We start from the raw sequence: 25,878 nt of genomic DNA on the forward strand, positions 1-25,878 counted from the left end.
CAATGAAGGTTCACAGGCTTTTTTTGTTGACCGATGTTTGGTCAATTTAACTAACCTTTACGTAAACTATACAAGGGTTTTACATAAACCTTATTTTGTATTTACAAACGACTCGTAATATTAAGATTGTTCCAATGGCAATCAAGATTGTTTAAATCATCAAACGGTGATCATGCTCGTATCACAACAAGGCACTTCCTACCCAGAATTGCTGGTTTTGATGACGCAATCTTGATTGCACTAATTTTGATAAATCGAGAAGGGGAGTTTCTATGATGAAAAAAGCAGTGACATTTGGGGCGCTGGCCGTGACGATGACGGTCTTGTTAGCTGGTTGCGGGAGTAGCTCAGCAACAAGTACTAAGAGTAGCAGTAGTAGTAAAGCAAAAACAACTAAGATTGTTGCCACCGGTTCGACTGCGTTACAACCGTTAGTTGAACAAGCTGGTCAAGAATTTCAAAATGAACATGCCAATGTGACAATTAACGTGCAAGGTGGCGGTTCAGGTGCAGGATTAAGCCAAGTTGCCAAAGGCTCTGTGAACATTGGTAACTCCGACTTATTTGCTCAAGAACAATCTGGCTTGGATAGTAAAGGTTTGGTTGATCATAAAGTTGCCGTTGTTGGGATGGCACCAGTTGTCAACAAAGACGCCGGTGTGACCAATATCTCTAAGGCACAGTTAGTTAAAATCTTCCAAGGTAAGATTAAAAATTGGAAGGCCGTTGGTGGTAAAAATGAAAAGATTACCGTTGTTAACCGGGCTCAAGGAAGTGGGACACGGGCTACTTTTGAAAAGTGGGGATTAAATAACGCTAAAGTGGCCACAAGCCAAGAACAAGATTCTAATGGGACGGTTCAAAAGATCGTTTCAACGACCCCTGGTGCGATTAGTTACTTAGCGTTCTCTTACGTTAAGAGTGGATTGCAACCATTATCGATTGATAACGTTAAGCCAACCGAAGCCAACGTTGCGACTAACAAGTGGAAGATTTGGGCTTATGAACATATGTATACGAAGGGCAAACCAACCGGTGAACTCGCTAGCTTCTTAACTTATATGACGTCGAAGGGCGTTCAAGGCTCACTTGTTAAAAAGCTTGGCTACATTCCGTTAACTTCTATGAAGGTTGATCGTGGCATGTCTGGCAAAATTACACAATTAAATTAAAACTAGACTTTAGATAGCCAAAAAGGAGTTACCCATTGCGGGTAGCTCCTTTTTTTTAGGCGTTTTTTTCAATTGGAACTTCAACAAATTGTTGTCCTTGATCGGCAAAAGTAGCCTGACCACTGAGCAAGTTGTTAATTTCAATTTTTGTGTCAGGCACCGCTGGAACTGCCACAGCGATAACCATGGTAACCGCGACACCGTAGTCGGTTTGAAGTGTTGCTAACTGATGTTGAGTTAAATAATAATTCAGTGCATCAACATGGCGATAGTCAATGGTTATTGCTAGCTTGGTTTCTAACAGGCGCTGAACTTTACCAATTTGTTGAATTGCTTGAACTGGGGTATTGTTGTAAGCCCGAATGAGACCGCCGGCACCGAGTTTAATGCCACCAAAATAACGGGTGACTACTGCGAGGACATCATGGACCTCGTTTAATTTAAGGGCTTCTAAAATAGGGACTCCGGCTGTGCCTGACGGTTCGCCATCGTCACTCATGCGTTGAATATGATCATCATCGCCGAGGACGTAGGCAAAACAGTGATGGTTGGCTTTGGATTCAGCCGCTCGAACTGCCGCAATTTTTTGTTGGGCATCAGCCTCGTCACTAATTCGAAAAAGTTGAGCGATAAAACGTGACTTTTTAATGGTTTGTTCAAAAGTTGTATCGGTAGTAATTGTATAGTATGGGGTGGTCAAAATTACCAACCTCCTTGAATAAGAATAGGTCTTAGCTGCGTAATTACCGTTAGGAGGTTAAGTATGCAAGCTAAAGAATTATATGGACGTCAATTATTATTAACGCCGGTTGAAGCCCAGCAACTGCCAGCGGGTACCCAAAAATTGCCAGCTTTAAAGGTGACGGGGCAGCAGGTACAATGTTTACGATGTGGCAGTCAATTGCAACGTCGATGGGCGCAACTGCCAGATCATCACTATTATTGTTATCAATGTTTGACCTTAGGACGGGTAAGTACCCTAACTTCATTGTATCATCTCCCGGAACCGAATGCGTTTACTGATTTACCAAGCTTAACCTGGGATGGGCAATTAACGGGGCCACAAACAGATTGCGCAAATCGGGTCAAGGCTGCCTTTCAAGCACGGCAGCGACACCTATTATGGGCCGTGACGGGGGCTGGTAAAACAGAAATGTTATTTCCCGGGTTAGCGTGGGCTTTGCAGCAAGGATTGCGTGTCGCGGTGGCGTCACCACGAGTGGATGTTTGTCTAGAACTAGCCCCGCGTTTACAAGCGGCCTTTGCCACGACGACAGTCGCCGTTTTACATGGTCGACAACCGGCACCTTACGTTTATCGACAACTGACCGTGTGCACGACACATCAGTTATTGCGATTTCGCGAAGCTTTTGATGTTTTGGTGATTGATGAAGTTGACGCGTTTCCGTTTGCGGCTAATCCAAGGTTAACTTATGCCGTTGAACACGCGGTCAAGCCCACTGGTGCGGTACTGTATTTAACGGCTACGCCTAGTCGGGAGCTATTACAGCAAGTAAAACGTGGTCAATTGACGATTAGTTACTTACCATTGCGATTTCATCGTCACTTATTGCCAAAGATTCAAGTGACTTTAGCACCAAAATGGTGGTCGCACCTGCAACATGGAAAATTAATCAAACCGGTTCAACGTTGGCTGACACAGTATGCAACATCGGGACGCCGCTTTTTAATCTTTGTGCCGCGGATTAGTCAATTAGCTATTGTGCAGGCGGCTATTCAACGGATGTTTCCAAAAATGATGGGACTAACGGTTTATTCCGCTGATCCTGAACGGTTGGATAAGGTCCAACAGATGCGTGATCAACAGGTTCAATATCTAGTGACGACAACCATTCTAGAACGTGGGGTAACTTTACCTGGTATTGATGTGATCGTGTTGGGTGCTGATGATGCCGTATTTTCAACTGCCGCTTTGGTTCAAATTGCAGGGCGTGTTGGCCGTAGTCGTGATCGGCCTACTGGTGCGGTTCATATGGTTTGTGCCAGTCATGCGCGTCACGTGAAACAAGCCCAACGCCAGATTAATCTTGTTAATCGGAAAGGACAACGCTTATTAAATGAATTGTCTACTTTGTCAACGACCGCTAACCACTAAACTAACTTTAAAATGGGTATTGAGTTGGCAGCCAATCGTGCGGCCAGTTGTTTGTTCGTTGTGCTGGCAAGGATTCCGTCCGATCGATCGTCAGACGGCTTGTCCTGATTGCGGCCGGGCCCAATTACAGCCACAGGTTTGTCGGGATTGTCGCCGCTGGCCAACGCAAACTCAGTTTTATAATCAGGCTTTATTTGAGTATAATTCAGCAATGCAAGCTTATTTTAAAGCTTACAAATTTCAAGGTGATTTTCGACTACGGGCTGTTTTTCAAGCACGGCTTAAGCAAACATTGTCGACGATTAAGGCTGATGTTGTTGTGGCAATTCCGGTTAATCCAGCAACCATGCAGACGCGTGGCTTTAACCAAGTGACGGGATGGTTGGCAGCGGGCGAAAATGATGGTTGGTTAGTGACACTAGCGACAACAAAAGCGATTAAACAAGCCACGAAGAATCGCCAAGACCGTCTATTAACGACGCAGCCATTTCAGTTGGCGGCTGAACACCCGGATTTGACCGGGAAAACGGTCGTGATTGTCGATGATGTTTATACGACTGGTCGAACAATTCGATATGCAGCGATGGTCATGCTAGAAAACGGTGCCAAGTCGGTAATAGGGCTAACGGTAGCACGTTAAATATTGCGAAAATTGGCATTTGGATTGTTTATTGTAGCGCTTTCTATTATAATGAATTTAAGCAAAGTAATGAAAGAGTGGTCCTTTGATTACTTTGGGTGCACAGTTAATGTGTGTGAAGGGAGAGATAATCTATGCTAGATTTTAATATTCGCGGTGAAAATATCGAAGTGACACAAGCTATTCGTGACTACGTTCAAAAACGGGTGGGTAAGTTACAAAAATTCTTTGACAACAACGTTGACTCAATTGCCCACGTAAACTTGAAGATTCACCCAGACAAAACGGCTAAAGTCGAAGTAACGATTCCACTTCCATATTTAGTTCTCCGGGCAGAAGAAACTTCTCCTGATATGTATGCCAGTGTTGATTTGGTTACCGATAAACTCGAACGCCAAATCCGTAAGTATAAGACAAAGGTTAACCGTAAGTCTCGTGAAAAGGGCTTTAAAGCGATTGACTTTGCAGCTACTGATGAAACGGTTGCTGCTGATAACGATCAGGACGATAAGTTAGATGTTGTACGTACGAAGCGTGTGGCGTTGAAGCCAATGGATAATGAAGAAGCCATCCTACAAATGGATATGTTAGGCCATGATTTCTTTATCTATGAAGACGCGGAAACCGATGCAATCAACATCGTTTATCGTCGTAATGATGGTCGTTATGGCTTGATCGAAACTGGCGACAATCAATAATATCAACGAGTAATCAAGAGGACTGGTCTGGGACCAGTCTTTTTTTTGCGGATAATTTACGATGAGATATCGGTTTCATTCGGATCGTGCGGTTTTCATTAGCGCTAAAAAATGGTAAAATGACAGTTGATATTTTATTTCAAAAATATGCTATTGAATCGGTACTTAAAAGAATTACTATTTGGAGAGGATTAAGTAAATGGCCAACATTTTAAAACGCTGGGTTGAAAGCGACAAACGTGTCATTCGGCGGCTGGACAAAACTGCAAATAAAGTTGAAGCTTACGCGGATGAATATGCCAAGTTAAGCGACGCTGACTTACAAGCGAAAACCCCAGAATTTCGTGAACGATACAAAGAAGGCGAATCTTTAGATGATTTGCTTCCTGAAGCCTTTGCGACTGCCCGAGAAGGGGCCAAACGGGTCTTGGGACTATATCCCTTCCACGTTCAAATTTTAGGTGGAATTGTCTTACATCAAGGCGATATCGCTGAAATGAAAACTGGTGAAGGTAAAACCTTAACGGCGACGATGCCTGTTTATTTAAATGCGATTGCAGGTAAAGGGGTTCATGTTGTCACGGTTAACGAATACTTATCAGCGCGTGACGCGACTGAAATGGGTGAACTCTATAACTGGTTAGGTATGAGTGTCGGTATTAATGGTGCCAATAAGTCACCTGAAGAAAAACGGGAAGCTTATAACGCTGATATTACTTACTCAACTAACGGTGAAATTGGGTTTGATTACTTACGGGACAACATGGTCGTTTATCGTGAAGATATGGTTCAACGGCCATTGAACTTTGCGATTATCGATGAAGTTGACTCGATTTTAATTGATGAAGCGCGGACACCGTTGATCATTTCTGGTCAATCTGAAGGAACGACTGGGATGTACAAACGGGCGGACCGCTTTGCCAAAACGTTAACTAAAGACGAAGATTACAAAGTTGATTTGGAATCGAAGACGGTGGCTTTGCTTGATGAAGGGATTCGAAAAGCTGAAAAGTACTTTGGTTTAGATAACTTATATGATACGGATAATACTGCTTTGAATCATTACTTAGATGAAGCATTGCGTGCTAACTATATCATGTTAAAAGATAAAGACTATGTGATTCAAGATGGTCAAGCCTTGATCGTCGATTCCTTTACGGGACGGATCATGGATGGTCGGCGTTTCTCTGACGGTTTGCATCAAGCGATTGAAGCTAAGGAACATGTTGAAATCCAAGAAGAAACCAAGACCATGGCCAATATCACGTACCAAAACTTATTCCGGATGTATCAAAAATTATCTGGGATGACTGGGACGGCTAAAACGGAACAAGAAGAATTCCGTGAAATCTACAATATGGAAGTTATCACGGTGCCAACCAATCGGCCAATGATTCGTGACGACCGTGCTGATTTGCTCTATCCAACATTGCGGAGCAAGTTTAACGCCGTGGTTAAAGAAATTACGCAATTACATGAAAAAGGCCAACCGATGTTAATCGGGACGGTTGCTGTTGAAACGTCTGAATATTTGTCACAACGACTTGAAGAAGCCGGTGTACCTCACGTGGTCTTGAATGCCAAGAACCATGCCAAAGAAGCCGATATCGTTGCTAACGCGGGTCAACGTGGCGCGGTTACGATTGCGACCAACATGGCTGGGCGGGGGACCGATATTAAATTGGGACCTGGTGTCAGAGAACTTGGTGGTTTAGCCGTTATTGGGACTGAACGTCATGAATCACGCCGGATTGATAATCAGTTGCGTGGCCGGGCCGGTCGTCAAGGTGATCCTGGTATGTCACAATTTTACTTGTCACTTGAAGATGACTTGATGTTACGATTCGGTTCTGAACGAATCAAGAACTTCTTGAGTCGGATGCAAGTTGATGATGATGATGCCGTGATCCAATCACGAATGATTACACGTCAAGTGGAAGGCGCTCAAAAGCGGGTCGAAGGGAATAACTACGATTCACGGAAGAACGTCTTACAATATGATGATGTTATGCGGGCCCAACGGGAAGTCATCTATGGTGAACGGCAACAAGTCATCATGGAAGAAACGTCCTTAAAGCCAGTCATTATGCCGATGATCAAGCGGACTGTTGAACGGACTGTCCAATTGCATACGCAAGGCGATCAAAAAGATTGGGACTTGGAAGCCATTGTTGACTTTGCGCAAGCTGCCATGGTTAATGAAGATTCAATCGCGATTAAAGATTTACAAGGTAAGTCTCAAAGCGAGATTGAAGCTGATTTGATGAAACGTGTTGATGACGTCTACGCGGCTAAAGCCAAGCAATTATACGATGACAATCAAATGCTTGAATTTGAAAAAGTCGTTGTCTTGCGCGTGGTGGACTCGCATTGGACCGATCATATCGATGCGATGGATCAATTACGACAATCAATTGGTTTACGGGGCTATGGTCAGTTGAACCCGTTAGTTGAATACCAACGTGATGGTTACCGGATGTTTGAGGAAATGGTGGCTGATATCGATTACGATACCACCCGTTTATTCATGAAGTCGGAAATCCGTCAAAATATCCAACGTTAATAATGAACGCTAGAAAACGTAGTTGGGCTCAGTTGGAGGCCGACTACGTTTTTTGTAAAAATAAATTTAATAATAAGTGGAAAGAAGGTTTCTTTGTGGAATTAAGTGAATATAAACATTTAATCGAAGAAATGCAAAGTGCCGTCGTCGACTTTAGGGGGTCGCTTTGACTTAGATGCCTTGAACGAAAGCATCCAAGAAAATGAAGCCCGCATGGCCGAACCCGGTTTTTGGGATGATCAAGCTGCCGCGCAAACGGTAATTGATGATAATAACGCGTTAAAAGCCAAGTATGACGCTTATCATACCTTGGCAAGTGAGGTCGATGATTTAGCTGTGGCCTATGAATTACTCAATGAGGAGCCAGACGCTGAGATGCAGACTGACTTTGAACGCGATTTTGAAACAGCCCAACATGACTTGCAACAATATCGGTTGAACTTGCTCTTAGATGGGCCTTATGATCGAAATAACGCGATCTTGGAAATTCATCCGGGTGCCGGTGGGACGGAATCACAAGATTGGGGCGCGATGTTGTTACGAATGTACACGCGCTGGGCAGCTAGTCATAACTTTAAAGTGGAAACGGCTGACTATCAGGCGGGTGATGAGGCCGGCATTAAGAGTGTCACGTTATTAATTAGTGGTCATAATGCGTACGGCTATTTACGTTCTGAAAAAGGGGTTCATCGGCTTGTTCGAATTTCGCCATTTGATGCGGCTGGTCGCCGACATACCTCGTTTGCTAGCGTAGATGTCATGCCGGAATTAGCGGATAATGTCGATATTGATATTCGACCTGATGAGTTAAAAGTCGATGTTTACCGGGCTAGTGGCGCCGGTGGTCAGCACGTTAACAAGACGTCTTCAGCGGTGCGGATTACGCATTTGCCAACGGGAATTGTCGTGGCAAGTCAAGCCCAACGGTCACAATTGCAAAACCGGCAAACCGCGTTAAATATGTTGCGGGCTAAATTGTATGAATTAGCAGAAACGGAAAAGGCTAAAGAACGTGCAGCAATTCAAGGCGAACAACTGGAAATCGGTTGGGGATCGCAAATTCGGTCATATGTCTTTCATCCTTATACGATGGTCAAGGACCATCGGACAAACTATGAAACTCATGATGGTCAGGCCGTCATGGATGGTGCGTTGGACCCATTTATTGATGCTTATCTACAATGGCGTTTGGCACAAAAAAATCCACAATAAAAAAGAAAATACTAAGTTGACTGTGCAATCGATGAGTCTGCTTAGTATTTTTTTGTCTATCAGCATTATAATGATGTTGTATTAAAGCATTAATATCAAGGGTTAGTTGCTAGAATCAGCATTGGTCTGAACCAGTAAAAATGCTATACTAACTTCAGAGTTTAACGTTAGGAGTAACGCGCATGCAGGTATTGAAAGTATTGGAATTGTTCTTGTTACAACCATTGGTCTGGCTGGGGTTAATTCGGAGTTGGTTAACGGCCCGCCAACGCGTGACTTATGAACGGCATCACTATCGTAGTGCGATTGAAGCACGTTATGTAGAAAGCCGCAATTTCTTTAAAGATGGTCTTGGACTGGGGATCATCGCCACTATCATCGGCTTATTACTAGGCTTAGTGGTGTCGCCAGTTTGGGTCGTTATTTATGAATTATTGGCCGTTTTAAGCTTATTAGTTAGTCCTTGGGGCTATTTACCAATAACCGTCTTTGGGTTGAGCTGGTTAATTTATTGGGGCTTTAATCCACATTTGAATCGGGTGGCTTGGCAACTGCAAATGCATGGTGTCACGACGGTTAGTTTGAGCAGTGGCCTGGTGATCAATGGGCTGGTAATCTTAGCGGTAATCTTGGCGGGTATGGCGTGGTTATTAACGCGTCGTAATACGCAACTTAATTCGCCACAAATTCGACCAGATCAGCGTGGTAAGCGGATTGTTCGTTATCGCTGGCAACAACTATTAGTTGTTCCAATGGGCGTCTTAGTCCCCGGTGATTGGTTTCATGCAACGATGAGTTGGTGGCCGGTCTTTCAAATTGGCTCACACAGCTATAGTGTGCTACTCTTGCCGTTGTTAGTCGGTGCTAGTGTTCAAGTGTACAAGCAGTTACCAAAATTGGCTTGGCGGCGACTAGCAGGGGGCTACTTGTTATTAGCTGGTGCGACTTTGGTGTTAGCGATTATCGCGCGGTTTACCGTTTTAGGACCGCAGTGGCTGCTTGGACTAATGGGGCTAATGATGGTGGCAACTTGGTTGCTATTAGGGCAACATCGTTACCATGATAGTCATCAACAATTTTGGTATTCTGATACGGATCAAGGGGTCCGGGTTATCGGGTTGCGTCCCAAAACACCAGCTGATAAACTCAATTTGAGTATTGGTGACGTGATTTTAGAATGTAACCGCCAGCCTGTGCATACCGAGGCGCAATTTTACGCCGCGTTGTTGCAGAGTCCGACCTATGTTCATTTAAAAGTCCGAAATCGGCAACAAGAATTAATTATTACCGAAACCGCGATTTATAGTGGTGCACCACATGAGTTAGGGATTGTATTATTCACTGATCAGGAGGATTAATGACCATGGATAAGATTTTAGTGGTAGATGATGAACCAGCAATTGTGACGTTATTGTCATATAATCTGAAACAGGCTGGTTATGAAGTAGTGACAGCAACTAACGGAAAAGATGCGCTAGAATTGGGGTTAGCGCAATCATTTACTTGTATTTTGTTAGATTTAATGTTGCCACAACTTGATGGGATGGAAGTCACAAAGCGGCTCCGACAAGAAAAGGTTCGGACCCCGATTATTATCGTGACGGCTAAAAACGATGAATTTGATAAGGTCTTTGGGCTAGAGCTAGGTGCCGATGACTATATCACTAAACCATTTTCACCAAGAGAGGTGTTAGCACGGATTAAAGCGGTGATTCGCCGCGCAGTACCTGAGACTGTCGAATCGCCACAACCAGTGAGTCAACCAGTCAATCGGGCCATTACGGTAATTGGCGATTTGCGCATTGATCAAGATAAATTCCAGGTGACACGCAATGGTGAAAAAATTAGTTTGACACCGAAAGAATTCGAACTATTGGTATATTTTATTGAACGTGAAGGTCGGGTATTAAGTCGTGATGCGATTTTAAATCATGTTTGGGGTTACGACTATGCTAGTGAAACGCGCATTGTTGATATCCACATTTCCCATTTGCGAGAAAAAATTGAGTTAGATCCTAAAAAGCCACGTTTAATTCGAACAGTCCGCGGATTTGGGTATGAATTCGTGGGTGAAGATTATGGGTAATCATTGGCAACGAACGGTTCGACTACTGACGTTAGAAAATGTATTAATGTTATGTTTAGTGATCGTCGTGATGCAACATTACGCTAAAATTCATTGGTCTTGGGTAGTCGTTGGTTGGCTCGTTCTAGTTATTGTCGGACTATCCATGTTGGAACTTGGGTTCGTTTGGTTTCAACAACATGAACGGCAAAAGACCATTGATCGCATGGAAGCCAAGTTGCGACAAATGAGTAGTCGACAATTTCCACCACATATTCTTTTACCACAGAGTGATCCGTTATACAGTTTGTCGCAGGCCGTCAATCAATTGGAGTCATTTCAGCGTAGTCAAACGCAACGGGCACAACTGCAAGAAAAAGAATTGATGATGATCATGCGTTATTTACCGGTCGGCGTCATGGTGATTGATCATCATCGACAAGTGCAATTATCAAATCCAGCACTGGCTGAATTATTGCAACAAGCCATTAATACTGTGGCGCATGTGTATACGAAAGATATTCAGTTGTATGCATTGACAAAGTTGATTGAAGATACGATCGCGACACAACAAAACCAGCGCGCAACGATAACCCTAAAACCGGCTCCTAATACGCAAGTTGTGGAAGCCACGACGGTTTACATTCAAAGTAGTCGAGCTCGTTTTCAAATTGTGTTGATGCTGTATGATATCACGGAAGTTTACATGATTGAGCAGATGCAAGATGATTTTGTTAGTAATGCCAGCCATGAGTTGAAGACCCCGATTACAGCTATAGCTGGGTTTACAGAAACGTTGTTAAGTGGTGCTAAAGATGATCCGGAAACGTTAACACAATTCTTACACATTATTGCCGATGAGAGTCAGCGTTTAATCGATCTGATTCAAGATGTGTTGTCGTTATCACGAATTCGCGCACAAGTGCCAAGTAAGGGGACACAACAACCGGTGAAGTTGGCAACGGTTGTCGGTCAGGAATTAACACTATTGCAACAATCAATTGATCAACATCAACTGACGATCGATAATCAAATCTCGTCAACGTTAACTGTACCGGGAGATTTACAAAAGTTAACGCCGGTCATTAAAAACTTATTATCGAATGCGATTAAGTACAATCGACCACGAGGACGAGTAACCATCACGGCAGTCACTGAGACTGATCAGTGGTTGTTACGCGTGCAAGATACAGGTATTGGGATCAGTGCAGAAGATCAACAGCGAATTTTTGAACGATTTTATCGGGCAAGTGCTTCCCGTTCACAACAAGAAGTTAGTGGGACTGGGTTAGGTCTGTCTATTGTCAAAGAATTAGTGAGTGCGATGCACGGCCATATTCAAGTTACCAGTCAACGGGGTGTTGGTACCACGATGACGGTGAGTTTACCAGTACAATCAAAGAAAACGGCTAAAGATTGAAGCTAGGCTTCAGTTTTTAGCCGTTTTTTGTTGATCAGCTAAAGGTTGAAACTTACTCATCGTTAGTAGGACCTTGATAGAGCTGACTTGAATACCCTTAAATTAGTCACCTCCGGCTGTCAGTGATTCTGCCAGCTGTGGGGACCGATTTCAGCCAAAAGGCGGGCTTCAATCTCGCTTGAAAGTCTAGCAAACACCACTAGTCTTTCAAGACGTCCGCGTCGTAAGTCCGACAAAAACACCCGGACAACGACGTTTTCACGGCTGGCGCCATCACTGACAGCCAGCGATTAAGCGACGATCATTGTTTAAAACAATGATTTGGTCACAAATCTAGCCGAGAGTGAGTCTAATCTGGGCCCAGTCGTGGGTGTTTCTTAGCGGTTTTTGCTTAGAAACTGGCGCTTTTGAAACGCCGACCTTTGCGGTTCAAAACGAAATCCAAGACCGAACTTTGGCTTGGATTGTCCATCCACAGCGTTTCGGCCCGGATTGGGCGAGCAGTAGGTGGCAAGTTTCACTATTTTTGACCGTTAAATGACTGTCCTATCAATGGTTAAGTCTAAAATTCAGCTTTCAAACTTTAGTTGATCAGTTTTACGCCGTATCAGTCAAAAAATTATGACCTTTACATAATCTTTACACAACGCATATTAAGCATTTACACAAACTTAGTAATATATATTTTGAGCAATGGGTAGGAGGTATTTTGTTATGAAAAAAAGTCGGGTCATCCAATTACTAGGACTGATCTTGATTGGCGTTGCGTTAGGCTTCGGTTACACCCACCGATCACAAACGAACGCTGGCGAGTCAATCACCGCAGTTGGTTCCACCGCTTTGCAACCGTTAGTGGAGGCGGCGGGTGAACAGTATAGTGCTAATCACACGGGCATCTTCATCAATGTGCAAGGAGGCGGGTCTGGGACCGGCCTTAGTCAGATTCAATCGGGCGCTGTTGCGATTGGTAATTCGGATATTTTTGCAGAAGAGCAAGCCGGTATTCAGGCAAGCAAACTCAAAGATCATCGCGTTGCTGTCGTCGGCATTGCGCCGATCGTTAACGCCAAAGCGGGCGTCACTAACTTAACACAACAACAACTCATTAAAATCTTCACGGGTAAAATCACCAATTGGCGTGAAGTTGGCGGCAAAAATGTGCCAATTGTCTTAATTAATCGCGCACAAGGGTCTGGAACGCGTAAAACGTTTGAAAGCTATGCGCTGAATGGTCACAAGAGTGCGGAGTCTCAAGAACAAGATTCTTCTGGGCTAGCGCGGTCAATTGTTTCAAGCACACCTGGTGCAATTAGTTATGTGGCTTTCTCGTATTTAGATAAATCAGTGACGACCGTGACGATGAATGGCGTTCGACCAACGGAAGCCAATGTTCGCAATAATCGGTGGAAAATTTGGTCATATGAACATCTTTATACGAGTAAAAATCCAAATCAATTAACAAAAAACTTTATTAATTATGTTTTATCGACGGCTGTGCAAAAGAAGCTAGTGACACAGTTGGGCTACATTTCGGTACATGCAATGCAAGTTGAGCGGAGTGCGACCGGGAAAATCACGACAGTGAAATGAGGGGTAATGGATGGATAAAATTCGAGCGAGTCTATTAAAAAAATCGGTCGCCAGTAAAATTGAGCGCCGGGGAAAAATTATTAGTTTATCATGCTTGGCGTTAATTATTTTGGTTGTCTTCTTGATCTTTTACTTTGTGGCATCGCGCGGATTAGCCACATTCTTCCAAAACCATATTAATTTATGGTCATTCTTAAGTGGGATTCAATGGAATCCAGGGACGCTTGGGACTAATGGTCAACCAGCTGTTGGGGCACTGCCGATGATTGTCGGATCATTCTTGATTACCATTTGTTCGGCATTATTAGCCACTCCGTTTGCCATTGGTACGGCGGTCTTCATGACTGAAATCTCGCCACGTCGGGGGGCCCGGATTTTACGTCCGGTCACCGAATTATTAGTTGGGATTCCATCAGTGGTCTATGGGTTTATTGGGCTACAAGTGGTCGTACCATTTGTCCGTAATACGTTTGGCGGCAGTGGTTATGGGATCTTGTCAGGGACCTTTGTTCTGTTCGTTATGATTTTACCAACGGTCACGTCAATGAGTGCCGATGCCTTAAATGCGGTACCTCGGTATTATCGCGAAGCGTCGTTGGCTTTAGGTGCCACGCGTTGGCAAACAATTTATAAAGTGGTGCTACGTGCCGCAATTCCTGGAATGCTAACCGCGGTAGTCTTTGGGATGGCCCGTGCCTTTGGGGAAGCCTTGGCTGTGCAAATGGTTATCGGGAATGCCACCTTGTTACCACATAATTTAGTTTCACCAGCTTCGACATTAACCAGTATTTTAACGATGGGCATTGGGAACACGGTAATGGGTTCACTACAAAACAATGCGTTGTGGTCATTAGCCATGATTTTACTCTTAATGTCACTCTTCTTTAACTTGGTGATCCGCTATATTGGTCGAAAGGGGAAATTAAATAATGAACGCTAAACGAGCAGATAAATTAGCAACCGGTATTTTATACGCCGTGGCCGCGTTGGTGGTCATTATCTTAGTTGCCTTACTTGGTTATATTTTGGTACAAGGGGTGCCTGAGATTTCGTGGCACTTTTTAACATCACCAGCGTTGGCTTTTGAAGCTGGCGGTGGGATTGGCATTCAATTGTTTAACTCTTTTTACCTATTGATTTTGGCGTTAGTGATTTCATTGCCGATTTCGTTAGGTGCAGGGATCTACTTGAATGAATATGCTAGTAAAAACACGATTACGGGATTAATTCGGACGACCATCGAAATTTTAAGCTCATTACCATCAGTGGTTGTTGGGTTATTCGGTTACTTATTCTTCGTAGTCCAATTTAAACTCGGGTTCTCGATTCTTTCAGGGGCTTTTGCGTTAACGGTTTTCAACTTACCAATCTTAACGCGAAGTATTGAAGAAGCTTTGGCTAATATTCCTGATAGTCAACGTGAAGCTGGCTATGCTTTAGGCCTCTCTCGTTGGGAGACCGTGACTAAGATTGTTGTGCCGGCAGCGCTACCAAGTATTATTACTGGGGTAGTTTTGAGTGCCGGACGAATCTTTGGGGAAGCCGCTGCGTTAATTTACACGGCCGGTCAAAGTGCACCAGCCTTAGACTTCAGTAACTGGAATCCATTTGATATTAGTAGTCCATTAAGTCCATTACGACCGGCCGAAACACTTGCCGTACACATTTGGAAGATTAATTCAGAAGGAATTATGCCCGATGCTAAAGCCGTTTCGGCAGGGGCATCCGCAGTTTTAATCATCGCGGTCTTACTCTTTAACTTCTTGGCTCGGTGGCTCGGTAAACGCTTGTATAAACATTTAACGGCAGAATAGGAGGGCCAACTAGATGCAAAATGAAAATATGGAAACCACGCAACGTAATATCATGCATTTTGATCCAAAAGCGCATGAAATTGCATTATCGACAGAAGATTTACGTGTCTTTTACGGGCAGTCAGAAGCGATTTCTGAAGGTGATCTACAATTTGAACGGTATAAGATTAGCTCATTAATTGGCCCTTCTGGTTCGGGTAAATCAACCTTTCTACGGTCCTTAAATCGGATGAATGACCGTATTGCGACTGTTAAAGGGAAGATTATGTATCGCGGTCTAGACATCAATAGTGACGAAGTAGATGTGTATGAAATGCGTCGTCATATTGGAATGGTCTTTCAACGACCTAATCCATTTGCAAAGTCGATTTATGAAAATATCGCATTCGCTTTACGACAACGTGGGTTAAATGATAAACACAAATTGGATGAAATTGTCGAGACTTCGCTACGACAAGCCGCCATGTGGGATCAGGTCAAGGATGACTTGAATAAAAGTGCATTGGCCTTATCTGGTGGGCAACAGCAGCGATTATGCATTGCACGTGCGATTGCGGTTAAACCAGATATCTTGTTATTAGATGAACCAGCCAGTGCGTTGGACCCGGTCTCAACGAGTCAAGTTGAAGATACGCTGCTGGAATTAAAACAAAATTACACCATCATTATTGTGACACATAACATGCAACAAGCCTCACGGATTAGTGACTATACGGCCTTCTTTAACTTAGGTAAGGTCTTGGAATATGCAGAAACTGGCGATATTTTCACCAATCCAAAGGTAGATTTAACCAATGATTACATTTCTGGGAATTTTGGCTAGGAGGTCTGTTAATGAGCCCAATTTTAACTACTGAAAACTTATCCTTATTTTATGGTAAGAAAGAAGCCTTAAAAGGCATTAACATGAGTTTTGAAAAGACTGGAATTACGGCATTAATTGGTCCTTCTGGTTGTGGTAAATCAACGTTCTTACGCTGTTTGAACCGGATGAATGACTTAATCCCAGGAGTCACCATCACAGGTGATGTTAATTTTAACGGTCACAATATTTATGCGCCCACGACAGATACCGTGCAATTACGTAAAGAAATCGGCATGGTTTTTCAACAACCTAATCCTTTTCCATTCTCGATCTATGAAAATGTGGTTTATGGGTTACGATTGGCTGGTGTTCGTGATAAAGAACAATTAGACGCGGCCGTTGAAAAAAGTTTAAAGCAGGCAGCTATCTGGGATGAAGTTAAAGATCGCTTGCATGCCAATGCATTATCTTTATCTGGTGGACAACAGCAGCGGGTTTGTATCGCGCGTGTTTTAGCGGTTGAACCTGATATTATCTTATTAGATGAAGCGACGAGTGCGCTTGATCCGGTTTCGAGTCATATGATTGAAATGACCCTATTGAATTTACGTCATGATTACACTATCATTACTGTTACGCATAACATGCAACAGGCTTCACGAATTTCTGATCGAACAGCCTTTTTCTTGAATGGAGAGTTAATCGAGGCTAACGATACCAAGCAGATTTTCATGAATCCGGTAAGACAAGAAACCAATGACTACATTTCAGGACGATTTGGTTAGGAGGACGAAACATGCGACGACTATTTGATGATGAGTTAAATGATATTGATGCTAATTTCACTGAAATGGGGATGATGGTCAGTGAGACGATCGAAAAATCCGTTAAGGCATTTATTGACCATGATCGAGAATTAGCTCAAGAAATCATTGATAATGATGCTAAAATCAATGAACGTGAAGTTGAATTAGAAAAGAAATCATTTGAGATGATTGCCCTTTACCAACCAGTGACTTCTGACTTACGGGAGATTGTCACGATTCTAAAAGCCGTTTCTGAATTAGAACGAATGGCGGACTACGCGCGTAATATTGCCCATGCCACGATTCGCGTTAAGGGACATGTACGCGTACCTGAAATTGAAGCTGAATTATCCGAAATGGGTAACCGGGTTCGAAAAATGGTTGAAGAAATGTTATCCGCTTATGTGAAGAGTGATGATTTAGCGGCTCGAAAAGTTGCGGCCAAGGATGCTAAAGTTGGTGAAATGTACGACAAGATTAACGAAAAAGGCATTTCTAAAATGGAACGTCATCCAGAAACCGTGATTGGCTCGACAGATTATCTTAACGTTGCCGGCTATTTAATGCGGATCGGTGCGCTAGTGACCAATGTTGGTGAATGGATCGTTTACTTAAACACCGGAAAAATTGTTGAATTGAATCCCGAAAGTTCCAATTTAGTTTAGAAAAAGTATAAATATCTCTAAAGGCGATTCCTCAAATTTGCAAGTCTAATTCTTAATCGATAAGATATAATTAGACTAAACTTATTTGAGGAGTCGATTTTATGAAAACTAAATCTAATCGAAAATTAACTAAATCTAACAATCGTGTTTTTGCAGGGGTTCTTGGCGGTATTGCTGAATATTTACAATGGAATGCTAACGTGTTGCGAGTGCTATTCGTCTTGTTAACGATCGCCTCACATGGTGCCGGAATCTTAGTTTACTTGCTATTGATGACCATCATTCCAAGTAAACCCGAAAATACAGGGTTCTTTGAACAGATGCGCCATGCTAGCAGTCAAGCCAATTCACCACAGCAACCTCAAGGGCGAAAATCAATTCACAATGTCCGTGAAGAAGACGAACCTCGGCATCAAGATTAATGGAGTGAACGAATAGTGGGTTTTTGGAAACGAATTTTAATTAATACAGTTCTTTTTGTGGCAATTGCGGGGTTTTTCCAGAGTAGTTTTCATGTGGCTAATATTTGGGTAGCCTTGATCGCAAGTTTTGTGTTGGCGATCCTAAATGCGGCGGTTAAACCATTTTTGATGTTATTGTCTTTGCCAATTACGTTACTGACACTTGGCTTGTTTAGTATTGTGATTAATGGCTTAATGTTACAATTAACCTCATTCTTTATGGGGGCGGCTAACTTTGGCTTTTCCAGTTTTGGGATGGCCATGTTAGTCTCAATATTAATGTCCTTAGCTAATGTGATTGTTTCTAATTTTTTCTCACGAAGTGCGTAACAATGGTGAATAAAGCGCTTTAAAGTGATAAAATTAGATGATAGAAAGATTCTGTTGCAATCAAGAAAGTACGGTCAGCTTGAATGTTGGTAGCGATAGCAACCAGAAACAGGCTGACCGTACTTTTTTTAGTTAACGGAACGATTTGGGAGGGATTGACTTGGCAGGAAGTGTAACCGTTGCCGATTTGGTGAAAAATACGCGTTTGGATGTGTATCATGGCGCCAAGCTATTAGACGATAAGGCAATTACAACTAGTGATATTTCACGTCCAGGATTAGCATTAACGGGATATTTTAATTATTATCCTCGTGAACGGGTTCAGTTGTTGGGTAAAACTGAAACCGCTTATTCGAAAAATATGAGTCATGACGAACGGTTAATGATTTTTCGCAAGATGTGTCAATTAACGACACCAGCATTTGTCATTTCCACAGGATTACCTGTGCCGGACGAATTGGTTCAAGCTGGGGAAGAAAATGGTGTACCAATTCTAGGGACGAAGATGACTTCTTCACGAGTTTTAAGTAACATGACAAACTATCTAGAAGGTAAGCTTGCTGAACGTCAGTCTGTACATGGCGTGTTAGTTGATATCTACGGTCTAGGTGTTTTGATTACCGGTGATTCTGGTGTTGGTAAGAGCGAAACTGCCTTAGAATTAGTTAAGCGTGGGCATCGTTTAATTGCCGACGACCGGGTGGATGTTTATCAACAAGACGAACAAACCCTAGTTGGTGAAGCACCTAAAATTTTAAATCATCTCTTAGAGATTCGTGGTATTGGGATCATTGATGTCATGAACTTGTTTGGGGCCGGTGCAGTTCGTCAAGATACGGATATTGATCTCATCGTTCACTTAGAGAATTGGACGCCTGATAAGCAATTTGATAGACTAGGGAATGGAGAACAATCCCGTAAGTTCTTTGATGTGGAAGTACCAGAGATTTCGATTCCAGTTAAGACTGGGCGGAACTTGGCAATTATTATTGAAGCGGCGGCGATGAACTTCCGGGCCGAGAGTATGGGCTACGACGCTACTAAAGTCTTCGATGATAATTTAAATTCACTCATCAAAGAAAATTCGAGTCATGATTCTCACAAGCTTTAAGGAGATGGCAACAGCGTGAAAACCGTCTTGGGGGCGTTAAACCCGATTGCACTACGTCTGGGTCCGATTGAGGTCCATTGGTACGGTGTCTTTATTGCCACCGCAGTTTTGATCGCGGTCGCATTAGCCGTTCGAGAAGGCGCCAAACGAGGGATTCGTTCAGACGATATTTATGACATGATTTTGTGGGCGCTACCGTTTACATTAATTGCGGCGCGTACTTATTATGTGGTGTTTCAGTGGTCCTATTATAGTCAACATCCTGGTGAGATTATCCGAATTTGGGATGGCGGGATCGCGATTTACGGTGGCCTAATTGGCGCTGCTATCGTCGTGGTCTTGTTCTGTCGGTCACGGTTAATTCCAGTCTGGTTGATGTTAGATGTTGCGGCACCTACCGTCATCATGGGCCAAGGAATTGGTCGCTGGGGTAACTTTATGAATCAAGAAGCTTTCGGCCGGGTAACTAGCTTGAGTTTCTTACAGGGGTTACATTTGCCTGATTGGCTGATTTCACAGATGTATATTAATGGCGCTTATCGTCAACCCACTTTTTTGTATGAATCGGTTTGGGATTTGTTAGGATTTGTGTTGTTGATGGTGACACGGCATCGATCAGGGTTATACAAGCAAGGGGAAGTTTTCCTTGCCTATGTGGCTTGGTATTCCTTTGGCCGCTTCTTTACAGAAGGGATGCGGACGGATTCCTTAATGTTGTTTAATGTCATTCGGGTTTCACAAGTCTTATCGGTTATTTTATTTGTCGGTAGTCTTGGAATTTTGATTTGGCGGCGGCGACATTTAACAGAAAACCGCTGGTATTTGGCTGGTTCTGGTCAAAAGATGGCGTAGAAAAAAATAGATTAGAGGGTTATTAGTATGGCAGAAAAAATTGCCGTTTTAGGCGCTGGCTCATGGGGTAGCGTGCTTGCAAACTTATTAGATGAAAATGGAAACGATGTGCGACTTTGGTCGAATAATCCCGATCAAGTGGCTGAATTAAATGAAAAGCACACCAATGAACATTATGTGCATGATTTTAAATATTCCGAATCGCTTAAAGCGTATACGGATTTAACGGCTGCATTAGACGGTGTGGCAGCGATTTTATTCGTTGTGCCAACTGGTGCAATCCGGATTGTGGCGCAACAAGTTAAAGCCGTGTTACAATCAACGGACAATCAACCAATCATTATCCATGCTAGTAAAGGTTTGGAACTTAATACACACAAGCGGTTGTCAGAAGTCTTGTCGGAAGAAATTCCAGCTGACTCACGACAAGCCGTGGTGGTCTTATCAGGTCCAAGTCATGCGGAAGAAGTGGCTAAGCGTGATATCACGTTAATTACGGCAGCAAGTGCCGATAATGCGGCAGCTAAGTTTGTCCAACAATTATTTATGAATGATTACTTCCGGATTTACACCAACAATGATGTTATCGGGGTCGAATTAGGCGCCGCTTTGAAAAATATCATTGCGTTAGGTGCGGGAGCATTACATGGCTTAGGCTACGGGGATGACGCTAAGGCGGCGTTAATGACACGTGGTTTGGCCGAAATCAGTCGGTTAGGGGTTGCGTTAGGCGCACAACCACTGACGTTTATTGGACTCTCTGGGGTTGGTGATTTAATCGTCACGGCTACCAGTGTTCATTCACGTAACTGGCGGGCTGGTAATGAATTAGGTCAAGGTCAAAGTTTGAAGTCAGTGATTGACACGATGGGCATGGTGATTGAAGGAATTCCGTCAACTAAAGCCGCGTATGAACTGGCTCAACAACAAGGCATCGAAATGCCAATTACCGAAGCTATTTACGATGTGTTATACAATGAAGCGGATATTAAGAAAGTTATTCCGCAATTGATGCAACGTGAAGGTAAACCAGAAATTCAGTAGGCAATTAGTTAGGATTTTTCATTCTTAGGAGGTTCAGCACATGTCAAAAGTTAGAAAAGCGGTTATTCCAGCTGCCGGATTAGGGACACGTTTTTTACCAGCTACTAAAGCAATGCCCAAAGAAATGTTACCAATTGTTGATAAACCCACGATTCAATTTATTGTGGATGAAGCCCGTAAATCAGGGATTGAAGACATTGTCATTGTCACTGGGAAAAGTAAACGTAGTATTGAAGATTACTATGATTCCAATCCCGAACTAGAAGATAATTTACGCGCTAAGCACAAGGAAGAAATGTTGAAGTTAGTGCAAGAAACCACTGACATCAATTTGTACTTCATTCGTCAATCTCATCCCCGTGGCTTAGGTGACGCCGTTTTAACGGCCAAAGCCTTTGTTGGTGATGAACCATTCGTCGTCATGCTAGGTGATGACTTGATGGAAGATAAGGTGCCATTAACGAAACAGTTAATGAATAGCTACGATAAAACCCACGCTTCAACTTTAGCCGTGATGAAGGTGCCACACGAGGAAGTATCTAAGTATGGCGTCATTAATCCTGAGAGTGAAAAAGAACCCGGCTTATACAATGTGAATAACTTTGTTGAAAAGCCAACGCCTGAAGATGCACCAAGCGACTTGGCGATTATTGGTCGGTACTTGCTAACCCCTGAAATTTTCGATGTGCTCGAAAAGCAAAAACCAGGGAAGGGCGACGAAATCCAATTAACCGATGCCATTGATACGTTGAATAAAACCCAACGCGTCTTTGCCCATGAATTTAAAGGTACTCGGCATGATGTCGGCTATAAATTTGGTTATTTGAAGACAACGATTGAATATGGGTTGACTCATCCAGATGTAAAGGATGATTTACGGACTTACCTTAAAGATCTTGGTCAACAACTAACCAAAGAAGATCAAGCGGCGACTAAGAAGCCGACTAAAAAATAGTACTAAAAAACCACTTGAATTTTAAAATTCAAGTGGTTTTTTTAATGGTCAGATTTCAATTGAAATAGATGCGGTTTGCCGTAGTAATAACCTTGGCGAAGCGGAATTTCAAGATCGTCAGCAAGCTGATCTTCTTCATCGTTTTCGACCCCTTCAAGAATTAAGCGCATATCATGTTCGACTGCCACTTCACGCCAAAATTTAAGTTGAGCGGGAATTTCATCAGTTCGTTCTTCGTTACGGAAGTTTTGCATGGCGAACTTAATCTCTTCAGCATAACCCAATAAGGGCTTGATATGATCATAGACATTAATCCCAGTGCCCACATCATCCAAGCTGAATTGTAGCCCGTGCGACTTGATCAATTCAATTTGTTTTTGCATATCTTCCAAGGCATAATTATCTTCACCTGGTTCTTCAGTGACTTCGACAATCACTTTTACGGGGAATAATTTTGCTTGAGCCTCAATCACAGCTGCGGCAATATCGGGATTTAAAAATTGTTTCCGATTAAAGTTAATCGAAACGGAACCGATCTTTAAAGACAGCTCACTAGCCGTCGCCTTTAATAAGTCAATTTGAACATCAATCGGAATGGCTTCAAAGTTAGCCGGTAACGTCCAACGGTCGTCGGCTGTAGCCCGATAGCGAATGAGCATTTCATAACCGATTAATGAGTTATTGAATTTATCTAATTGTGGCTGAATAAAATAGCGATACATAGATTTGCCCCTTGTATTTTTTAAGTGTGTATTTAAAGTCCTTTACAAGTTATCATAACCCAAATACCATGTTAACGGAATAATTAACCCTCGTAATTTTTAACGTGTTCATGGAATTTGTGGGCTTAAATGACTATTGGATAGTCGTCAGTTATCCTATTATTCTTTTAAGTATAATATTTATTTATATTGATTGCCAATTTTTTGCCTACAATTAAAGGATTGTTACTAAAATATTATAATTAAAAGTAATACACTGGCTTATTAAGGTGGTGATTAATTAATGAGATTTGCAAGTTTTTTGTTAAAAACAGGTTTCCCCTGTAAAAAATTAAAGTATAATTGATGTGTCATAAACTTTATTATATCTAAGGGGAATTGGGGGCGTTAAAATGGCGGCTTTACAGCAATTAACGATTATTGTACCGTGTTATAACGAGCAAGAAGTCTTACCTGAAAGCTCGAAAGAACTATTGGCGGTGGTCAGGCAGTTAATTGATGCTCATTTAATTGCAGCGACTAGTCGATTGCTATTTGTCGATGATGGGAGTCATGATCGAACTTGGTCTATTATTCAGGATTTAGAAGCAACCGACCCTATTTATACCGGAATCAAGTTTAGTCGTAACTGTGGCCATCAGAATGCTTTAATGGCTGGCATGACAATTGCTTATCCAGTATCAGATATGATCATTACGATTGATGCGGATTTACAGGATGATGTGCAGGCGATTCCTAAAATGGTGCAACAACACTTAGCTGGTTTTGATGTTGTCTATGGCGTGCGCAGCAGCCGTGATACGGATACGTTTTTTAAACGGGATACCGCGCTAGCCTTTTATAACTTAATGCGGCATTTAGGTGTTGATATGGTGCCCAATCATGCTGATTATCGGTTATTGAGTAAGCGTGCATTAGGTGCATTATTGAGCTTTAGAGAGCGAAATATGTTTTTGCGTGGAATCGTGCCTTTAGTCGGGTATCCAGCGACTAAAGTTTATTATGCCCGTAAACCACGGTATGCAGGGACATCGAAATATCCGCTTAAAAAGATGTTGGCATTTGCGTTGGATGGCATTACGTCCTTTTCGATTATCCCAATTCGAATGATTTTAAACTTAGGTATACTATCAGTTGTTGGGGCGATTATTGTGATTGTGTATTCGTTAATTCAAAATTTTCGTGGTAACGTTATTCCAGGCTGGACGTCATTAATGACGTCAATTTGGTTTATCTCGGGTGTTCAGTTGATTGCGATTAGTATTATCGGGGAATATATTGGTAAGATTTTTACCGAAGTTAAGCATCGCCCACGTTACATTATTCAAGAAGATGATTTCACTTCCAAAGTGGGTCAGTCGAAATCATTAGATTAAAAAAGTTGGTTAGCACAGACTAAATAAAGTTAAATGGAGGGTTATTCATGAAAATTGTTATTGTTGGTTGTACCCATGCTGGAACTGCAGCCGCAGCACAGATTTTACAAAATCATCCCGAAGCAGAACTAACGATTTATGAACGGAATGATAATATTTCGTTCTTATCTTGTGGGATTTATTTATACTTAGGTGGCAAAGTTAATCGTTTGGAAGATATGTTTTATTCGTCACCAGAAGCACTCACTAAACTAGGTGCAACGGTTAAAACGAAACATAATGTGTTAAAGATTGATGCTGAAAATAAGACATTACAAGTTGCTGATATGGAAACTGGGGATGTCTTTGACGATACGTATGACAAACTCATTATGACAACAGGATCGTCAGTTAAGGTCCCACCGATCTTTGGGATTGATGAATCAAAAGTTTTACTTTGTAAGAACTACGATCAAGCTCGTGAAATCTATAAAACGGCTAAAGATAATCAACGGATTGCGATTGTTGGTGCTGGGTATATTGGGACTGAGTTATCAGAAAGTTATGCCAACACGAACCATGAAGTGACGTTATTCCAGTCACATGATCAAATCTTAAATCACTATATTAGTAAAGATATGTCAGATCGGGCGGTCACTTTATTGAAGGAACACGGGGTTAATGTGAAACTAAACCATCGTGTTAGTGCCTTTACTGGGAACGATAAAGGTGAACTTGTCATTGAAACCAATCAAGGGGATTTTATCGCTGACTTAGCTATCGTGGGGACTGGGTTTGTACCCGTAACTGAATTATTACGAGGCCAAGTTGAGATGGATAAACATGGTGCCATCGTTATCAACGATTATGTTCAAACTTCTGATCCTGATATTTATGCTGCGGGGGATTCATGTGTTCAAAACTTTAACCCAACTGGTGAAGCGGCCTACACACCATTAGCCACTAATGCAGTGCGGCAAGGGGCTTTAGCCGGGATTAATATTTTTGGTAATCTCCAACGATACATGGGCACTCAAGCAACATCGGCCATGCAATTGTTTGACCATACGTTAGCCACAACTGGATTGACGTATGACATTGCCAAGTTAAGTCATGTTCCGGTTGAACGCGTGGTCTTTGAAGGCAACTGGCGGCCAGCCTATATGGAAACAACGGACCCATTGACGATTGAACTGACTTATAATCCCGAAAATCGTAAAATTTTAGGGGCTCAATTATGGAGCCCTCATGAAATCGCACAGTCAGCCAATGCCTTATCAATTGCCATTCAAAATGGAAATACGATTGATGATTTGGCGTTTGTCGACATGCTCTTCTCACCAAATTTTGACGATCCATTTAATTATTTGAATGTTGTTGGTCAGATGGCCGTGGCCCAAGAACGTGAAAATGGTCGTGATAATCCACGGATTACGGCGATCGGTAATTGGGAAGAACAACATCAAGATTAAGCTGGAGGGG

25 protein-coding genes are annotated in these 25,878 nt (G+C 42.6%); 23 read left to right on the forward strand and 2 right to left on the reverse strand.

Annotated features, from left to right (window positions below):
- Positions 1 to 275: 275 nt before the first annotated feature.
- Positions 276 to 1,172, forward strand: coding sequence for a phosphate ABC transporter substrate-binding protein PstS family protein (locus FFM84_RS08690; protein ID WP_130844878.1), 897 nt, complete (start codon positions 276 to 278; stop codon positions 1,170 to 1,172).
- 55 nt (positions 1,173 to 1,227) lie between these two features.
- Here FFM84_RS08690 and FFM84_RS08695 read toward each other — a convergent pair whose 3' ends face one another.
- The gene (locus tag FFM84_RS08695; protein ID WP_130844879.1) at positions 1,228 to 1,872 is read right to left on the reverse strand and encodes a YigZ family protein; all 645 of its coding nucleotides are present in this window, start codon (positions 1,870 to 1,872) and stop codon (positions 1,228 to 1,230) included.
- 63 nt (positions 1,873 to 1,935) lie between these two features.
- Between FFM84_RS08695 and FFM84_RS08700 the strand changes: the two genes are divergently transcribed.
- The 20 genes from FFM84_RS08700 (at position 1,936) to galU (ending at position 22,319) form a co-directional block, all read left to right on the forward strand.
- Positions 1,936 to 3,288 carry an ATP-dependent helicase ComFA gene (locus FFM84_RS08700; RefSeq protein WP_130844880.1) on the forward strand — a complete coding sequence of 451 codons (1,353 nt, stop codon included), beginning with the start codon at positions 1,936 to 1,938 and terminating at the stop codon, positions 3,286 to 3,288.
- 37 nt (positions 3,289 to 3,325) lie between these two features.
- Positions 3,326 to 3,928: a ComF family protein gene (locus FFM84_RS08705; RefSeq protein WP_225425286.1), complete on the forward strand. Its 603-nt coding sequence runs from the start codon at positions 3,326 to 3,328 to the stop codon at positions 3,926 to 3,928.
- Between the two features lie 134 nt (positions 3,929 to 4,062).
- Complete coding sequence (hpf, locus tag FFM84_RS08710; protein ID WP_130844882.1) at positions 4,063 to 4,626, forward strand: ribosome hibernation-promoting factor, HPF/YfiA family; 564 nt, start codon at positions 4,063 to 4,065, stop codon at positions 4,624 to 4,626.
- Between the two features lie 199 nt (positions 4,627 to 4,825).
- Positions 4,826 to 7,189: a preprotein translocase subunit SecA gene (gene secA / locus FFM84_RS08715; protein WP_130844883.1), complete on the forward strand. Its 2,364-nt coding sequence runs from the start codon at positions 4,826 to 4,828 to the stop codon at positions 7,187 to 7,189.
- Between the two features lie 95 nt (positions 7,190 to 7,284).
- A protein-coding gene (gene prfB / locus FFM84_RS08720) for a peptide chain release factor 2 (RefSeq protein WP_130844884.1) occupies positions 7,285 to 8,401 on the forward strand; the annotation gives its coding sequence in 2 pieces (ribosomal slippage) (positions 7,285 to 7,356 and positions 7,358 to 8,401; 1,116 coding nt in all).
- Positions 8,402 to 8,583: 182 nt separating this feature from the next.
- Positions 8,584 to 9,759, forward strand: a complete 1,176-nt coding sequence (locus FFM84_RS08725; RefSeq protein ID WP_130844885.1) for a PDZ domain-containing protein — start codon at positions 8,584 to 8,586, stop codon at positions 9,757 to 9,759.
- A complete protein-coding gene (locus tag FFM84_RS08730; RefSeq protein WP_130844886.1) occupies positions 9,759 to 10,487 on the forward strand; it encodes a response regulator transcription factor in 729 nt (242 codons plus the stop codon). The genes FFM84_RS08725 and FFM84_RS08730 overlap by 1 nt, the downstream gene beginning before the upstream one ends.
- Positions 10,480 to 11,886: a two-component system histidine kinase PnpS gene (gene pnpS, locus FFM84_RS08735; RefSeq protein WP_130845314.1), complete on the forward strand. Its 1,407-nt coding sequence runs from the start codon at positions 10,480 to 10,482 to the stop codon at positions 11,884 to 11,886. The genes FFM84_RS08730 and pnpS overlap by 8 nt, the downstream gene beginning before the upstream one ends.
- A 714-nt stretch (positions 11,887 to 12,600) precedes the next feature.
- Positions 12,601 to 13,476 (forward strand): phosphate ABC transporter substrate-binding protein PstS family protein, encoded by an 876-nt coding sequence (locus tag FFM84_RS08740; RefSeq protein WP_130844887.1) that lies wholly within the window; start codon positions 12,601 to 12,603, stop codon positions 13,474 to 13,476.
- 10 nt (positions 13,477 to 13,486) lie between these two features.
- Positions 13,487 to 14,416 carry a phosphate ABC transporter permease subunit PstC gene (gene pstC, locus FFM84_RS08745; RefSeq protein ID WP_130844888.1) on the forward strand — a complete coding sequence of 310 codons (930 nt, stop codon included), beginning with the start codon at positions 13,487 to 13,489 and terminating at the stop codon, positions 14,414 to 14,416.
- On the forward strand, positions 14,406 to 15,290 hold the full coding sequence (gene pstA, locus FFM84_RS08750) for a phosphate ABC transporter permease PstA (protein WP_130844889.1): 885 nt from the start codon (positions 14,406 to 14,408) through the stop codon (positions 15,288 to 15,290). Before pstC ends, pstA begins: the two co-directional genes overlap by 11 nt.
- A 13-nt stretch (positions 15,291 to 15,303) precedes the next feature.
- A complete protein-coding gene (gene pstB, locus FFM84_RS08755) occupies positions 15,304 to 16,113 on the forward strand; it encodes a phosphate ABC transporter ATP-binding protein PstB (RefSeq protein WP_130844890.1) in 810 nt (269 codons plus the stop codon).
- An 11-nt stretch (positions 16,114 to 16,124) separates the two neighbouring features.
- Positions 16,125 to 16,880 carry a phosphate ABC transporter ATP-binding protein PstB gene (gene pstB / locus FFM84_RS08760; protein ID WP_130844891.1) on the forward strand — a complete coding sequence of 252 codons (756 nt, stop codon included), beginning with the start codon at positions 16,125 to 16,127 and terminating at the stop codon, positions 16,878 to 16,880.
- 11 nt (positions 16,881 to 16,891) lie between these two features.
- Entirely contained in the window at positions 16,892 to 17,566 is a 675-nt protein-coding gene (phoU, locus tag FFM84_RS08765; protein ID WP_130844892.1) for a phosphate signaling complex protein PhoU, read from the forward strand.
- Positions 17,567 to 17,667: 101 nt separating this feature from the next.
- Positions 17,668 to 17,988, forward strand: a complete 321-nt coding sequence (locus FFM84_RS08770; protein WP_130844893.1) for a PspC domain-containing protein — start codon at positions 17,668 to 17,670, stop codon at positions 17,986 to 17,988.
- Positions 17,989 to 18,003: 15 nt separating this feature from the next.
- Positions 18,004 to 18,357: a phage holin family protein gene (locus tag FFM84_RS08775; protein ID WP_130844894.1), complete on the forward strand. Its 354-nt coding sequence runs from the start codon at positions 18,004 to 18,006 to the stop codon at positions 18,355 to 18,357.
- A gap of 160 nt (positions 18,358 to 18,517) precedes the next feature.
- Entirely contained in the window at positions 18,518 to 19,468 is a 951-nt protein-coding gene (gene hprK / locus FFM84_RS08780) for an HPr(Ser) kinase/phosphatase (protein ID WP_130844895.1), read from the forward strand.
- 15 nt (positions 19,469 to 19,483) lie between these two features.
- Positions 19,484 to 20,320 carry a prolipoprotein diacylglyceryl transferase gene (lgt, locus tag FFM84_RS08785; protein ID WP_130844896.1) on the forward strand — a complete coding sequence of 279 codons (837 nt, stop codon included), beginning with the start codon at positions 19,484 to 19,486 and terminating at the stop codon, positions 20,318 to 20,320.
- 27 nt (positions 20,321 to 20,347) lie between these two features.
- Positions 20,348 to 21,364 (forward strand): NAD(P)H-dependent glycerol-3-phosphate dehydrogenase, encoded by a 1,017-nt coding sequence (locus tag FFM84_RS08790; RefSeq protein ID WP_130844897.1) that lies wholly within the window; start codon positions 20,348 to 20,350, stop codon positions 21,362 to 21,364.
- A 40-nt stretch (positions 21,365 to 21,404) separates the two neighbouring features.
- Positions 21,405 to 22,319 carry a UTP--glucose-1-phosphate uridylyltransferase GalU gene (gene galU / locus FFM84_RS08795; RefSeq protein ID WP_130844898.1) on the forward strand — a complete coding sequence of 305 codons (915 nt, stop codon included), beginning with the start codon at positions 21,405 to 21,407 and terminating at the stop codon, positions 22,317 to 22,319.
- A 41-nt stretch (positions 22,320 to 22,360) separates the two neighbouring features.
- On the opposite strand, the gene FFM84_RS08800 is transcribed toward galU, so the two are convergent.
- Positions 22,361 to 23,041 carry an EAL domain-containing protein gene (locus FFM84_RS08800; protein WP_130844899.1) on the reverse strand — a complete coding sequence of 227 codons (681 nt, stop codon included), beginning with the start codon at positions 23,039 to 23,041 and terminating at the stop codon, positions 22,361 to 22,363.
- A 392-nt stretch (positions 23,042 to 23,433) separates the two neighbouring features.
- Here FFM84_RS08800 and FFM84_RS08805 point away from each other — a divergent pair, with 392 nt between their 5' ends.
- Both FFM84_RS08805 and FFM84_RS08810 read left to right on the forward strand, forming a co-directional pair.
- Positions 23,434 to 24,417 carry a glycosyltransferase family 2 protein gene (locus tag FFM84_RS08805; protein WP_130844900.1) on the forward strand — a complete coding sequence of 328 codons (984 nt, stop codon included), beginning with the start codon at positions 23,434 to 23,436 and terminating at the stop codon, positions 24,415 to 24,417.
- A 47-nt stretch (positions 24,418 to 24,464) separates the two neighbouring features.
- Positions 24,465 to 25,868: an FAD-dependent oxidoreductase gene (locus FFM84_RS08810; protein WP_130844901.1), complete on the forward strand. Its 1,404-nt coding sequence runs from the start codon at positions 24,465 to 24,467 to the stop codon at positions 25,866 to 25,868.
- Positions 25,869 to 25,878: the final 10 nt, after the last annotated feature.

Source organism: Lactiplantibacillus mudanjiangensis (assembly GCF_005405385.1).
GTDB classification, from domain to species: domain Bacteria; phylum Bacillota; class Bacilli; order Lactobacillales; family Lactobacillaceae; genus Lactiplantibacillus; species Lactiplantibacillus mudanjiangensis.

Excerpts from the sequence above, each read along its gene's own strand:
- FFM84_RS08690 (WP_130844878.1), top strand. The coding sequence starts at position 276 with ATGAAAAAAGCAGTGACATTTGGGGCGCTGGCCGTGACGATGACGGTC.
- FFM84_RS08700 (WP_130844880.1), top strand. The coding sequence starts at position 1,936 with ATGCAAGCTAAAGAATTATATGGACGTCAATTATTATTAACGCCGGTT.
- hpf (WP_130844882.1), top strand. The coding sequence starts at position 4,063 with ATGCTAGATTTTAATATTCGCGGTGAAAATATCGAAGTGACACAAGCT.
- secA (WP_130844883.1), top strand. The coding sequence starts at position 4,826 with ATGGCCAACATTTTAAAACGCTGGGTTGAAAGCGACAAACGTGTCATT.
- FFM84_RS08725 (WP_130844885.1), top strand. The coding sequence starts at position 8,584 with ATGCAGGTATTGAAAGTATTGGAATTGTTCTTGTTACAACCATTGGTC.
- FFM84_RS08730 (WP_130844886.1), top strand. The coding sequence starts at position 9,759 with ATGACCATGGATAAGATTTTAGTGGTAGATGATGAACCAGCAATTGTG.
- pnpS (WP_130845314.1), top strand. The coding sequence starts at position 10,480 with ATGGGTAATCATTGGCAACGAACGGTTCGACTACTGACGTTAGAAAAT.
- FFM84_RS08740 (WP_130844887.1), top strand. The coding sequence starts at position 12,601 with ATGAAAAAAAGTCGGGTCATCCAATTACTAGGACTGATCTTGATTGGC.
- pstC (WP_130844888.1), top strand. The coding sequence starts at position 13,487 with ATGGATAAAATTCGAGCGAGTCTATTAAAAAAATCGGTCGCCAGTAAA.
- pstA (WP_130844889.1), top strand. The coding sequence starts at position 14,406 with ATGAACGCTAAACGAGCAGATAAATTAGCAACCGGTATTTTATACGCC.
- pstB (WP_130844890.1), top strand. The coding sequence starts at position 15,304 with ATGCAAAATGAAAATATGGAAACCACGCAACGTAATATCATGCATTTT.
- pstB (WP_130844891.1), top strand. The coding sequence starts at position 16,125 with ATGAGCCCAATTTTAACTACTGAAAACTTATCCTTATTTTATGGTAAG.
- phoU (WP_130844892.1), top strand. The coding sequence starts at position 16,892 with ATGCGACGACTATTTGATGATGAGTTAAATGATATTGATGCTAATTTC.
- FFM84_RS08770 (WP_130844893.1), top strand. The coding sequence starts at position 17,668 with ATGAAAACTAAATCTAATCGAAAATTAACTAAATCTAACAATCGTGTT.
- FFM84_RS08790 (WP_130844897.1), top strand. The coding sequence starts at position 20,348 with ATGGCAGAAAAAATTGCCGTTTTAGGCGCTGGCTCATGGGGTAGCGTG.
- galU (WP_130844898.1), top strand. The coding sequence starts at position 21,405 with ATGTCAAAAGTTAGAAAAGCGGTTATTCCAGCTGCCGGATTAGGGACA.
- FFM84_RS08800 (WP_130844899.1), bottom strand. The coding sequence starts at position 23,041 with ATGTATCGCTATTTTATTCAGCCACAATTAGATAAATTCAATAACTCA.
- FFM84_RS08805 (WP_130844900.1), top strand. The coding sequence starts at position 23,434 with ATGGCGGCTTTACAGCAATTAACGATTATTGTACCGTGTTATAACGAG.
- FFM84_RS08810 (WP_130844901.1), top strand. The coding sequence starts at position 24,465 with ATGAAAATTGTTATTGTTGGTTGTACCCATGCTGGAACTGCAGCCGCA.